The following is a 12,777-nucleotide window of genomic DNA, read 5'->3' on the forward strand; positions in this document are numbered from 1 at the left end:
ATTTCGATCGAACGTCGTTCGGGATATCGGACAGGCGCTGTCAGGCGTCACCCCCAACCCGCACCGCCCTACGACGAACCCGAGGTGCACCGTGCTCCTGAGTTCCCCCCACGTCCGTCCCCGGCGCCTGAGAAGCGCCGTCCTGTCCGTGCTCGCCGTCTGTGCCACCCTCGTCGCGCTGCTGCTCGGCACCGGTGCGCCGCAGGCGGCCGCGGCGAGTTCGCTGCCCTGCGACATCTACGCCGCGGCGGGCACTCCCTGTGTCGCCGCGCACAGCCTGGTCCGGGCGCTGTACTCCTCGTACAACGGCTCGCTGTACCAGGTGCGGCGAGCCTCGGACAGCGCCACGAAGGACATCGGGCTGCTGTCCGCCGGCGGGTACGCCGACGCGGCCGCCCAGGACTCCTTCTGCTCCGGCACGACCTGCATCATCACCAAGATCTACGACCAGTCCTCCCGCCACAACAACCTCACGGTCGAGGGCGCGGGCGGGGCCGGTGCCGCCGATGTGGGGGCGCCCGCGGACGCGCTGCCGGTGACCGTCGGCGGCCACCAGGTCTACGGCCTGGAGATCTCCGCCGGCATGGGCTACCGCAACGACTCCACCTCGGGCGTCGCCACCAACGGTGCCGCCGAGGGGATGTACATGGTGACCTCAGGCACCCACGTCAACGGCTCCTGCTGCTTCGACTACGGCAACGCCGAGACGAACAACAAGGACACCGGCAACGGGCACATGGACGCCATCAACTTCGGCACCGAGTGCTGGTTCTCGCCCTGCTACGGCTCCGGCCCCTGGGTGCAGGCCGACCTGGAGAACGGGCTGTTCCAGTCCAACCTCGGCTACAGCACGAACTCGTCCAACACCGGCACGGGCGCGATGCCGTTCGTGACCGCGCTGCTCAAGAACAACGGGCAGAACCATTTCGCGCTGAAATACGGAAATGCGCAATCGGGTGGGCTCACCACCACCTATTCCGGCAGTGAACCCACCACCAGCAGTGGCTACTCGCCCATGCACCAGGAGGGCGCCATCGTCCTCGGCACCGGCGGTGACAACAGCAACGGCTCCATCGGCTCCTTCTTCGAGGGCGTGATGACCTCGGGCATCCCGACCGACGCCGCCGACGCCGCCGTCCAGTCCGACATCGTCTCCGTCGGCTACGGCGGCTCGACCGGCAGCACCGGCACGCTGAGCGCGGGCTCGGAGATCTCGCTGCGCGCGACCACGTCCTGCTGCACCGGCGACTACGTCCGGCACCAGAACAACGCGGGCGTGCTGTCCTCCGTCACCTCGAGCAGCTCGGCCCTCGACAAGAACGACGCCACCTGGATCGTCCGCAAGGGCCTCGCCGACAGCTCCTGCGTCTCCTTCGAGTCGCGCAACTACCCCGGTGACTACCTGCGGCACTTCAACTTCAAGCTCTACCGGCAGCCCATGGACGGCACCGCCCAGTTCCGGGCCGACGCCACCTTCTGCCCGCAGACCGGCAAGAGCGGCACCGGCACCTCGTTCGCGTCGTACAACTACCCGACGAGATACCTGCGCCACTACGACTACAACCTCTACATAGCGAGCGACGGCGGGTCCAACGACTTCGACAGCAGTACGTCGTGGACCGACGACGTCAGCTGGGCGGTCAGCTCGCCCTGGGCGCCGTAGTCACCGCCTCCTTCGTCAACCGATCCGACTCCACCGGGAGTTCGGCGGTGACCGTGAAGCCGCCGCGCAGCGACGGGCCGGCCGTGAGCGAGCCGCCCGCCGCCGCGAGGCGCTCGGTCAGCCCCTTCAGCCCCGTACCGCCGATGCCCTGCTGGGGCCGGCCGGCCGGCTTGCCGGTGCCGGTGCCGTTGTCGGTGACGGTGAGCCGCGCCTGCTCGGCGCCGCTCTCGACCGTGATCTCGCAGCGGCTCGCGTCACTGTGCCGGACCACGTTGGTGACCGCCTCGCGCACCACCCAGCCGAGCAGCGCCTCGGTCTGCGGGTCGAGCGGCTCGCCGGACTGGCGTACCACCGGCTTCACGCTCGCGGCGGACAGTGCCGAGCGGGCCCGGGTCAGCTCGGTGGCGAGGCTGCCCTCCCGGTAGCCGGTCACGGCCTCGCGGATCTCGGTGAGCGCCTGCCGGCCCACCGACTCGATGTCCGCGATCTGGCCCAGCGCCGCGTCCATGTTCCGCGGGGCCAGCCGCCGGGCCGCCTCCGACTTCACCACGATCACGGACAGCGTGTGCCCGAGCAGGTCGTGCAGATCGCGCGAGAAGCGCAGCCGCTCCTTCTCCACCGCGCGCCGGGCCAGCTCCTCGCGCGCGGTCCGCAGCTCCCGTACCGCCTCGGACAGGCCGAGGATCGCGGCGGTCACCATGCTGGACAGGAAGGTGCCGTAGGCGATGTTCACCGCGTCCGAGCCGTCGCGGACGCCCGAGATCGCACCGGCGTACGCGGCCAGCAGCACCCCCGTCCGGCCCAGCCACGGCCCGCGCAGCGCGGCGCCCGTCGCGAGCCCCAGCAGTGGGAAGAAGAACAGCCAGCTGCCGCCGTAACCGAGGGCCAGGCCCGTGGTCACCAGGCCCATCAGCAGCAGTGCCACCCGGGTGGAGACGGCCTCGCGCTTCTCCCGCTCGAAGGAGCGGAACGTGACGTAGATGTACAGGGAGTTGAAGGCCAGCAGGCCCAGACCGCCGATCAGCGGGTTCGGGGTCTTGCCCTGGAGCAGGTTGGAGAAGGCCCCCATCCCCATCAGCAGCCAGGGCAGCAGCGCGAAGCCGGTGGGCGGCGGGCCCGGACGGTCGACGTCCGGGACCCCGCCCTTCTTGCCGGCGGCCCGCTGCGCGGCCTTGAAACGCTCGTGCTCCGCCTTCCAGCGCTCGTGCTCCGCCTTCCACTCGATCCGAGCCGTCCGCCACTCCCGCGCCCGGCTCCGGACTCTCCGCGTCCACGTCATATCCGTGTTTCCCCCGATCACATGGTCTCCGCCCCACGGCGGTGCGACAGCACAGCGTACGAACCGAACAGTCTCAGCCACACCGTCAGCACGATGATGGCACCGGCACCGGGGGCGCGCCCGTCCACCGCGGCCGCGCCCGGCCGTGCCCGGCCGTGCCCCGCAGGGCGGACCGGTGCGGGGACGTCATACCTACGACGCTACGGCGCCGGGCCCGCCCCGGGCAGATGCGCATGTACGGACTCGGGCAGTACAAATGTCACCGACCGCGAACCTGACACTGACCTGACACTGCGTCAGGAGCCTTCACAACTGCGGAGCGCTCGGCTATACAGAGGGCGCCGGATTGGAACGCGTTCTAGATCCGCCCGTGGACGACCTCGGTGCGGCCGACGGTGCGGACGACCGCGCCGGGGTCTTGAACCGCCAGTGTCAGGAGCCGTATGCCCATCGACGCAGCAAAGGCCCTCGCGGCCGAACCCCGTACCGGTGAGATCTCCTGGACCGCCAAGGACGTCCAGCTCTACCACCTCGGCATCGGCGCGGGCACGAATCCCGACCGACACAGCCCCGCCACCGACCCCGACGAGCTGCGCTACACCCTGGAGTCACGGCTGCACGTCCTGCCGAGCTTCGCCACCGTCGCGGGCTCCGGCGCGCCCGGAGTGATCAGCGGGCTGTCCATGCCCGGTGTCGAGGTCGAACTCGCCAAGGTCCTGCACGGCGGGCAGACGCTGGAGATCCACCGTCCCCTCCCGGCCGAGGGCACCGCGACCGCGACCAACCGGCTCGCCGCCGTGTACGACAAGGGCAAGGCCGCCATCCTGGTCCTGCGCACCGAGGTCGCCGACGCCGACGGCCCGCTGTGGACGAACGACGCCGAGATCTTCGTACGCGGGGAAGGCGGCTGGGGCGGCGACCGCGGCCCGTCCGTCCGGCTGGACCCGCCGGCCGGCGAGCCCGACCGGATCGTCGAGCGGCCGATCCGCCCGGAGCAGGCCCTCCTCTACCGCCTCAGCGGTGACTGGAATCCGCTGCATGCCGACCCCGAGTTCGCGGGGCGGGCCGGCTTCGACAGGCCGATCCTGCACGGACTGTGCACCTACGGCATCACGCTCAAGGCGGTCGTGGACACGCTGCTCGGCGGGGACGTGAGCCGGGTGCGGTCGTACACCACCCGGTTCGCCGGGGTCGTGTTCCCCGGGGAGACCCTGCGCATCCGGATGTGGCAGGGGGAGGGGAGCGTGCGGGTGGCCGTGAGCGCGGTCGAACGGGACGACGCGCCGGTCCTCTCCGACACCATCGTCCGACACTCCTGAGCAGTCCACTCTCGAGGGGAGAGCCGCACCATGCGCGCAGCCGTACTGCACGAGACCGGCCAGGAAAAGCTCGAGGTCCACGACGACGTCGAGGCCGTGGGCGCCGGGCCCGGGAAGGTCAGGGTCCGGGTGCGCGCCACCGGGCTGTGCCACTCCGACCTGTCCGCGATGAGCGGGGTGCTGCCGCAGCCCGCGCCGTTCGTGCCGGGTCACGAAGGGGCCGGGGAGATCCTCGAAGTCGGCGAGAACGTCCGGCACTTGAAGCCGGGCGACCGGGTCGTGATCTGCTGGCTGCCCGCCTGCGGCGCCTGCCCGGCCTGCAAACGCGGCCAGACCCAGCTGTGCCTGGCCGGGTTCATGAACGCCGGCACCCCGAACTTCAAGCGCGCCGGCGGTGACGTCTTCGGCTTCGCGGGCACCGGCACCTTCGCCGAGGAGGTCGTGGTCGACGCGGGCTGCGCCGTGCCCATCCCCGAGGACGTGCCCTTCGACGTCGCCGCGCTGATCGGCTGCGGGGTGACCACCGGACTCGGTGCCGCCCTCAACACCGCCGACGTGGCGGCCGGTTCGTCGGTCGCCGTCATCGGCTGCGGAGGCGTCGGCATCTCGGCGATCCAGGGCGCACGGCTGAAGGGCGCCGCGGAGATCGTCGCCGTGGACCCGGTGGCCTCCCGCCGCGAGTCCGCGCTGAAGTTCGGCGCCACGAAGGCCGTCCCGCCCGACGAACTGGCCGGCGCCAAGGCGCAGGTCACCGGCGGCGAGGGCTTCGACTACGTCTTCGAGGTCGTCGGCAGGTCCGCCACCGCCCGCACCGCCTACGAGAACACCCGGCGCGGCGGCACCCTCGTGGTGGTCGGCGCGGGCGCCATGGACGACTTCCTCCAGCTGAACATGTTCGAGCTGTTCTTCGACGAGAAGCGCATCCTGCCGTCCATGTACGGCGGCGGGGACGTGCTGCGCTCCTACGAACGGGCGATCGCCCTGTGGCGGGCCGGCCGTATCGACCTGGCGGGCCTGATCACCCACCGGGTGCCGCTGGCGGAGATCAACGAGGCACTGGACCAGATGCGTACCGGGACCGCCCTGCGTACGTGCATCGAGATCTGAGGACGCGGCGCATGTCACTGCCACTGCAGGGGATGGCGGCGGTCGTCACCGGCGCCGGGCGCGGGCTCGGCCGGGCCGAGGCGCTGGAACTCGCCCGGCTCGGCGCGGCCGTCGTCGTCAACGACCACGGCCGCTCGGGCCGGGACGGCTCGGGCGCGGCCTCGGCGGGTCCCGCGGAAGAGGTCGTCGCCGAAATACGCGCACAAGGCGGCGAAGCGGTCGCCCACTGCGGAGACGTCGCCGACTTCGCACAGGCCCGCGAGCTGGTCGAGCTGGCGGTCGCCGAATTCGGCAAGCTCGACATCCTCGTCAACAACGCGGGCATCCTGCGCGACCGCATGGTCTTCTCCATGACCGAGGACGAGTGGGACTCGGTGATCCGGGTCCACCTCAAGGGCCACTTCAACACCACCCACTTCGCCGCCGCGCACTGGCGGCAGCGGTCCAAGGCGGCCGGGGGGGAGAAGGTCTACGGGCGGATCGTGAACACCTCCTCGGAGGCGTTCCTCGCCGGTTCCGCGGGCCAGCCCAACTACGCCGCCGCGAAGGGCGGAATCGTCGGCCTGACCACCTCCACCGCCCTCGCCCTCGCCCGCTACGGCGTCACGGTCAACGCGATCTGCCCGCGCGCCCGGACCCGGATGACCGAGGACGTCTTCGCGGGCTTCGCCGCACCGGACGAGGGCCTGGACCCGCTGGCCCCCGAGCATGTCGCCCCGCTCGTCGGCTACTTGGCGGCACCGGCCGCCGCCCGGATCACGGGCCAGCTCCTCGTCGTCCACGGCGGCATGGTCGCGATCGTCGAACGGCCGCGGGTGCAGGCGAAGTTCGACAGCAAGCAGGAGACGTTCACCCACGAGGAACTCGACGCGCTGCTCACCCCGCACTACGCGGACCGGCCGCCGGGGGAGACCTTCGCGGCGGCGGAGGTGCTCGGCCTCAAACGCGGGTGAGCAAAAGGCGACGCGGGTGAGCAAGAAGCGACGCGGGTGAGCAAAGGGAGGAGGGGGTGCCCATGCGGGCACCCCCTCTGTCCTACGACCGTCAGGCAGCTGCCTCGGTGGTCTCCGCGGCCGGCTTGCGGTGCCGCCCGTGCGGAGCCGTCTCATTGTCCTGGGCCGCGATCGGGCCCCGGTGCCGGCCGTGGCCGGACGCGTCCTGAGAGTCGGCAGACAGCTTCTCGGTGGTGCTGGTGTCGCTCATCGGAAGAATTCACCCCGTCAACATGATCTTTCGTACAGCCCGGCGAGTTTAACCGGCGCACCACGGGCCGAATCCAGGCGCACACGCCAACCGGCACTAGTTCGTTACAAGACGCCCCAGGGGTGCTTGCTGCAACGGCACAGGACGTGCCACCACAGGTTCCGGAGGGTCCGGTTCCGTCGGCTGCCGTGACGCCTCGGGCGCCCCGGCTGCCGTGCCGTCCCGGACCGTTCCCTCCGGACCCGCGTCCCCCCGCACCGCGGCGGTACAGCTCACCGCGGTCGCTTCCTCCGGCGCTACGACGGTTCTGCCCGCCGCGGCCGTCTCCCCCTGCACCGTGGCGGTTCTGCTCGCCGCAGCTGTTTCCTGCGGCCCTGCGGCTGTGCCGCCTGCCGCAGCCGTCTCCCCCCGTGCTGCGGCCATGCCGCCCGCCCCGGCCGCCTCCCCCCTGGGTGCCGTCAGGTCCGCCACCCCGCAGGGGGTCTCCTGTGTGGTGTACGGCAGCCGCAGTACCCCGTCTTGTGTCCACCACCCGGTGCCGGTCAGCCACCCCCCGGGCGCCGGAAGGTGGCTCATCCGCCGCCCGTTCGGCCGCCAGGTGCCCACCCAGCTGGTGAGCGGCCCGTCGACGCGCAGCGCCACCGCGCAGCTCTCCGGCGTCAGCACCTGCCCCGGCTGGATCGCGAACGGTGTCACCACGCAGCCGGGCACCCGCAGGGACTCCGGGAAGCGCACCGGCAGCGTGCTGCCGAGCACCCCCCAGCCCAATCGTTCCTGCCCGGGTGAGGGCGCGTCGGAGGAGATGAGCAGCAACCCGCTGTCGGGGTCCGCGAGCAGCAGCCGGTCCTCGCTGTCGGCCGTGATCTGCAGCAGGGGCGAGACCTCGGCGCGTTCCAGGTCCACCACGACCGCCTTGACCGGCCCGCCCAGCTCCCGGTCCAGTGCCAGCATCCGCCCGGCGCGGTCCAGCCACACCCCGCCCGAGCAGCTCCCCGGCACCTCGGCGAGCCGCTCCGGACCGAAGGCGCCGCCCGCCACCAGCCAGACCGTGCTGGAGCGCGGCCCGACGGCGAGGGCGTACGCCCGCGTGCCCCCCGGTGCGGGCGGCAGCAGCGTCAGCCGGCTGCCGGGCTCGGGGCACTCCACCGCGCCCAGCGGCAGCTCACCGGTGCCGGGCCCGGTCGGATACAGCAGCGAGAAGGCGTGCCGGCGCTCGATCAGCCGGTGGATCAGCACCCGGCCGTCGGCCAGGGGCTGCACCTCGGTGCCGGGCTCCTCCGGCTGGTTGCCGGGCAGCGGCACCGCGTACGGCTCCGGGCCGTCCAGCGTCCAGCGCTCCGGGAACCAGCAGTCGCCGTCCAGCGCGAGCCGGGCGGCGTACGCCCCGTCCGCCGTGAGGGCGCAGACCGTCCCCGCCTTCTCGTCCGCACCGTCCGTGGACGGGGGCACGATCGCACAGACCGTCATCGTTCGGTCACCTCCAGCGACGAAGCTAGTTTTCGTACGCGCGGGCGTGGGACCGGCCGAAGCCTGCTTCACACATACGGGTGGCGCAGAAGCGATTCACCTGAGGAAACCGGGGCGTTTGTGCTGAGCGGGACAAGACCATGCGGATGCGGTACGGCCGCGCCGAACAGCCAGGTAGCCTTTTCCCGTGCCCCGTCTGTCTGAAGTCATCGCCGCGCTGGAGAGCCTGTGGCCCGCCGAGCGGGCCGAGTCCTGGGACGCGGTCGGCACGGTGGCGGGCGACCCCGGCCAGGAGGTCGCCCGCGTCCTGTTCGCCGTCGACCCCGTGCAGGAGATCGTCGACGAGGCGGTCGAGCTGGGTGCCGATCTGCTGGTCACCCACCACCCGCTCTACCTGCGCGGTACGACGACGGTGGCGGCGACCCACTTCAAGGGCCGCGTCGTGCACACGCTGATCAAGAACGACATCGCCCTGCACGTCGCCCACACCAACGCCGACACGGCGGACCCGGGTGTCTCGGACGCACTGGCGGGCGCGCTGGACCTGCGCGTCGTCGGCCCCCTGGTCCCGGACCCCACCGACCCGGCGGGCCGCCGGGGCCTCGGCCGGATCTGCGAGCTGGACCACCCGCTGACCGTGCGCGAGCTGGCCGCCCGGGCCGCCGAGCGGCTGCCCGCCACCGTGCAGGGCATCCGGGTGGCGGGCGACCCCGAGGCCGTCGTCCGCACGGTCGCCGTCAGCGGCGGCTCCGGTGACAGCCTCTTCGACCAGGTCCGCGCGGCGGGCGTCGACGCCTTCCTCACCGCCGACCTGCGCCACCACCCGGCCTCCGAGGCTGTCGCGCACAGCCCGCTCGCGCTGCTGGACGCGGCGCACTGGGCCACCGAGTGGCCCTGGTGCGAGCTGGCCGCGAGCCAGCTCGACGAGATCTCCGACCGCCACGGCTGGGACCTGCGCGTCCATGTCTCCAAGACGGTCACCGACCCCTGGACCGCCCACGCGGCGTCCACCCCTTCGAGTAGCTAACAGGAGCCCCCAACTGAACGCCGCGCCCGCCGACCAGATCCGACTCCTCGACGTCCAGGCCCTCGACGTCCGCCTCCAGCAGCTCGCGCACAAGCGCAGGTCGCTGCCGGAGCACGCCGAGATCGACACGCTGAACAAGGACCTCACGCAGCTGCGCGACCTGCTGGTGGCCGCGCAGACCGAGGAGAGCGACACCGCCCGCGAGCAGACCAAGGCCGAGCAGGACGTGGACCAGGTGCGCCAGCGCGCCGCCCGCGACCAGCAGCGCCTGGACTCCGGCGCGGTCACCTCGCCGAAGGACCTGTCCAACCTGCAGCACGAGATCGCCTCCCTCGCCAAGCGCCAGGGCGACCTGGAGGACGTGGTCCTCGAGGTCATGGAGCGCCGTGAGGCCGCGCAGGAGCGGGTGGGCGAGCTGACCGAGCGGGTCGCCTCCGTGCAGTCGAGGATCGACGACGCGACCGCGCGCCGGGACGCGGCCTTCGAGGAGATCGACGGCGAGGCCGGCACGGTGACGAAGGAGCGCGAGGTCGTGGCCGCGTCCGTCCCGGCGGACCTCCTCAAGCTCTACGACAAGCTGCGCGAGCAGCAGGGCGGCATCGGCGCTGCCAAGCTGTACGCCCGTACCTGCCAGGGCTGCCGCCAGGAGCTGGCGATCACCGAGCTGAGCGAGATCCGCGCGGCGGCACCGGACACCGTCGTGCGCTGTGAGAACTGCCGCCGCATCCTGGTGCGTACGGCCGAGTCGGGTCTGTAGACAAGGGGCTTGTCGGGTGCGGGAGTTCATCGTCGAGGCGGACGGCGGCTCGCGGGGCAACCCCGGGCCGGCCGGATACGGCGCCGTGGTCACCGACGCGGCGACGGGCGAGATCCTCGCGGAGGAGGCCGAGTACCTCGGGGTCGTCACCAACAACGTGGCCGAGTACCGGGGGCTGGTGGCGGGCCTGCGCGCCGCCCACGCCCTCGACCCGGCCGCCGTGGTGCACGTCCGCATGGACTCCAAGCTGGTCATCGAGCAGATGTCGGGCCGGTGGAAGATCAAGCACCCCGACATGAAGCCCCTGGCCGCACAGGCCCGTTCGGTCTTCCCGCCGGACCAGGTCACGTACGAGTGGATCCCGAGGGAGCGGAACAAGCACGCGGACCGCTTGGCGAACGAGGCGATGGACGCGGGGGCGAAGGGCGAGGCCTGGTCGCCGGCGACGTCCCGGGCCGCGCTGGACGCCCCGCCGGCCGTTCCGGAACCGTCGGGCCCGCCCGGGGACGCGGCCGCGGGCGCGGCGAAGGCGCGGGCGGCGCTGGCGGGTGCGGCCGCCACGGCCGCGGTCGGCGGCGAGTCCGCCGCGGCCGCGGGCAGCCGTGCCGCCGGGGCGGCGCCCGTCCCGCAGGAAGCCGCGCCTCAGGGCGAGCAGAGCCGGTCCGCCCTCGACGACCGGCACCCGGCCGGCACCGGCGGGCAGGCCGCTCCCGGCGAGCCGCGGGTCTCGGCGCCGGGCTGGAGCAGCGCCCCCGACCTCGGCGCCCCCGCAACGTTCGTGCTGCTGCGCCACGGCGAAACCCACCTGACCCCGCAGAAGCGCTTCTCCGGCAGCGGCGGGACCGACCCCGCCCTCTCCGAAGCCGGCCGCGAACAGGCCCGCCGGGTCGGCGAGGCACTCGCCCGGCGCGGCACGGTCCAGGCCGTCGTCGCCTCCCCCCTCGCCCGCACCCGCGAGACCGCCGGCATCGTCGCCGCCCGCCTCGGCCTGGAGGTGACGGTCGAGGACGGCCTGCGCGAGACGGACTTCGGCGCCTGGGAGGGCCTCACCTTCGGCGAGGTCCGCGAGCGCCATCCGGATGACCTGAACGCCTGGCTCGCCGACCCGGAGGCCCACCCCACCGGCGGCGGCGAGAGCTTCGCCGAGACGGCCACCCGGGTCGCCGCCACCCGGGACAAGCTGGTCGCCGCCTACGCGGGCCGTACGGTCCTGCTGGTCAGCCATGTGACCCCGATCAAGACGTTCGTCCGCCTCGCCCTTGGTGCCCCGCCCGAGTCCCTGTTCCGCATGGAACTCTCGGCGGCCTCGCTGTCGGCGGTGGCGTACTACGCCGACGGCAACGCCAGCGTCCGGCTCTTCAACGACACGTCCCACCTGCGTCCCTGAGCCGGGCGGGCCGGGCGAGCCGCGCCGCGTCCCGCGCCAGCTCCTCGATCCGCGCCCAGTCCCCGGCGGCCACCGCGTCCGCCGGGACCATCCAACTCCCGCCCACACAGCCGACGTTGGGCAGGGCGAGGTACTCGGGCGCGGTCGCCGGGCCGATCCCGCCGGTCGGGCAGAACCGGGCCTGCGGCAACGGCCCGGCCAGCGACCTCAGATACGCCGTGCCGCCCGCCGCCTGCGCCGGGAAGAACTTCATCTCCCGCACCCCGCGCTCCAGCAGCGCGACGACCTCCGAGGTGGTCGACACCCCGGGCAGGAACGGCACTCCCGACCCGTGCATCGCCGCCAGCAGCGTGTCCGTCCACCCGGGGCTGACCAGGAACCGCGCCCCCGCCGCCCCGCACTCGCGCACCTGCTCCGGCGTGAGCACCGTGCCCGCGCCGACCACCGCCGACGGCACCTCGGCGGCGATCGCACGGATCGCGTCCAGCGCCGCCGGCGTCCGCAGCGTCACCTCGATCGCGGGCAGCCCGCCCGCCACCAGCGCCCGCGCCATCGGTACGGCGTCGGCGGCGGCGGAGACGACCACGACGGGGACCACGGGAGCGAGATCCAGCACGGAGGCAGCCGAGGACGGGGGCAGCGGAGAGGTCATGCCCTCATCGTGCCCAGCGGCTGCATCACACGCAATGAGCGTTGCACATGTTGCAATGCATTCAGTTCATTCGTTCGAAGATCAGTGGATCTCCTCCACCAGCACGTCCAGCGACCACGCCTTGCCCGCCTTCCCCGGCGCCTGCGCCTCCACGACGTACCCCAGCTCCCGCAGCGCCTCCACCAGCCCGGCGGGGTCCTTCGGGGCCGCGCCGGCCGTCAGCAGGCTGCGCACCATCCGGCCCTTGGTCGCCTTGTTGAAGTGGCTGACCACCTTCCGCGTCGGCGCGTGCAGCACCCGTACGGTCGCCGTCCGCCCGGCGACCTCGCCCTTCGGCTTCCAGGCCGCCGCGTACGCCGAGGAGCGCAGGTCCAGGACCAGGCCGTCCCCGGCCGCCGCCGGCAGCACCTCGGCCATCGGCGTCCGCCAGTACGCGCCCAGCGCGCCGAGCCCCGGCAGCCGCACGCCCATCGAGCAGCGGTAGGAGGGAATGCGGTCCGTGACCCGTACCGCGCCCCACAGGCCCGAGAAGACCAGCAGCGAGCCCGCCGCGCGCCGCTTGGCCGCCGCGTCCAGCGTGGCCAGCCCGAGGGCGTCGTAGAGGACGCCGGTGTAGATCTCCCCGGCGGGGCGGGCGGCGGCCGTGTGGAGCCCGGCGTTCTTCGCGACCTCGCCGCGCAGCCCCTCGCTCAGCCCGAGCACCTCGCGGGCCTTGTCGTTCTGCCCGGGGTCCCCGGCGCACAGCTCGACCAGCTCGGCGAGCACGGCCCGGCGGGCGGCGGTCAGCCCCGGCAGGGACAGCGACTCCAGCTCCAGCGGGGCGCCCTCGCCCGGGCTCGCCTTGCCTTCGGAGGGCGGCAGCAGGACCAGCAACACGTACTCCTTACGTAGACCTCCGCGCCAGAGTACGGCGTGC

The 12,777-nt window shown here is 72.8% G+C and carries 12 protein-coding genes; 7 read left to right on the forward strand and 5 right to left on the reverse strand.

Translation table 11 applies throughout. The annotated features are described in order from the left end of the window. Nucleotides 1-91: 91 nt before the first annotated feature. Entirely contained in the window at nt 92-1,663 is a 1,572-nt protein-coding gene (locus A6P39_RS28980; protein ID WP_067039128.1) for an alpha-L-arabinofuranosidase B, read from the forward strand. On the opposite strand, the gene A6P39_RS28985 is transcribed toward A6P39_RS28980, so the two are convergent. Further along, the gene (locus A6P39_RS28985) at nt 1,641-2,942 is read right to left on the reverse strand and encodes a sensor histidine kinase (protein WP_067039127.1); all 1,302 of its coding nucleotides are present in this window, start codon (nt 2,940-2,942) and stop codon (nt 1,641-1,643) included. The two genes, A6P39_RS28980 and A6P39_RS28985, sit on opposite strands and share 23 nt — an antisense overlap. A gap of 443 nt (nt 2,943-3,385) precedes the next feature. On the opposite strand from A6P39_RS28985, the gene A6P39_RS28990 reads away from it, so the two are divergent. Genes A6P39_RS28990 through A6P39_RS29000 form a run of 3 tightly spaced genes read left to right on the forward strand, consistent with a single transcriptional unit; the run spans nt 3,386 to nt 6,321 of the window. Further along, the gene (locus tag A6P39_RS28990; protein WP_067039126.1) at nt 3,386-4,261 is read left to right on the forward strand and encodes a MaoC/PaaZ C-terminal domain-containing protein; all 876 of its coding nucleotides are present in this window, start codon (nt 3,386-3,388) and stop codon (nt 4,259-4,261) included. A 30-nt stretch (nt 4,262-4,291) separates the two neighbouring features. After that, entirely contained in the window at nt 4,292-5,368 is a 1,077-nt protein-coding gene (locus tag A6P39_RS28995) for a Zn-dependent alcohol dehydrogenase (RefSeq protein ID WP_067039125.1), read from the forward strand. Between the two features lie 11 nt (nt 5,369-5,379). Next, entirely contained in the window at nt 5,380-6,321 is a 942-nt protein-coding gene (locus tag A6P39_RS29000; protein WP_067039124.1) for a 3-oxoacyl-ACP reductase, read from the forward strand. Between the two features lie 91 nt (nt 6,322-6,412). On the opposite strand, the gene A6P39_RS29005 is transcribed toward A6P39_RS29000, so the two are convergent. Both A6P39_RS29005 and A6P39_RS29010 read right to left on the reverse strand, forming a co-directional pair. Next, the gene (locus A6P39_RS29005; protein WP_199840651.1) at nt 6,413-6,571 is read right to left on the reverse strand and encodes a hypothetical protein; all 159 of its coding nucleotides are present in this window, start codon (nt 6,569-6,571) and stop codon (nt 6,413-6,415) included. Between the two features lie 96 nt (nt 6,572-6,667). Then, entirely contained in the window at nt 6,668-8,038 is a 1,371-nt protein-coding gene (locus A6P39_RS29010) for a hypothetical protein (RefSeq protein ID WP_067039123.1), read from the reverse strand. A 187-nt stretch (nt 8,039-8,225) separates the two neighbouring features. Here A6P39_RS29010 and A6P39_RS29015 point away from each other — a divergent pair, with 187 nt between their 5' ends. Genes A6P39_RS29015 through A6P39_RS29025 form a run of 3 tightly spaced genes read left to right on the forward strand, consistent with a single transcriptional unit; the run spans nt 8,226 to nt 11,209 of the window. Beyond that, on the forward strand, nt 8,226-9,065 hold the full coding sequence (locus A6P39_RS29015; protein ID WP_067039122.1) for a Nif3-like dinuclear metal center hexameric protein: 840 nt from the start codon (nt 8,226-8,228) through the stop codon (nt 9,063-9,065). A 13-nt stretch (nt 9,066-9,078) separates the two neighbouring features. Further along, nucleotides 9,079-9,822, forward strand: coding sequence for a zinc ribbon domain-containing protein (locus A6P39_RS29020; protein WP_079133088.1), 744 nt, complete (start codon nt 9,079-9,081; stop codon nt 9,820-9,822). Between the two features lie 16 nt (nt 9,823-9,838). Continuing rightward, nucleotides 9,839-11,209 carry a bifunctional RNase H/acid phosphatase gene (locus tag A6P39_RS29025; RefSeq protein WP_067039120.1) on the forward strand — a complete coding sequence of 457 codons (1,371 nt, stop codon included), beginning with the start codon at nt 9,839-9,841 and terminating at the stop codon, nt 11,207-11,209. Here A6P39_RS29025 and eda read toward each other — a convergent pair. Further along, entirely contained in the window at nt 11,181-11,861 is a 681-nt protein-coding gene (eda, locus tag A6P39_RS29030; protein ID WP_067039119.1) for a bifunctional 4-hydroxy-2-oxoglutarate aldolase/2-dehydro-3-deoxy-phosphogluconate aldolase, read from the reverse strand. The two genes, A6P39_RS29025 and eda, sit on opposite strands and share 29 nt — an antisense overlap. A gap of 81 nt (nt 11,862-11,942) precedes the next feature. Beyond that, nucleotides 11,943-12,734, reverse strand: coding sequence for a peroxide stress protein YaaA (gene yaaA / locus A6P39_RS29035; protein WP_067039118.1), 792 nt, complete (start codon nt 12,732-12,734; stop codon nt 11,943-11,945). Between the last annotated feature and the right edge of the window lie 43 nt (nt 12,735-12,777).

The sequence above is a fragment of the Streptomyces sp. FXJ1.172 genome, from assembly GCF_001636945.3.
GTDB lineage: Bacteria > Actinomycetota > Actinomycetes > Streptomycetales > Streptomycetaceae > Streptomyces.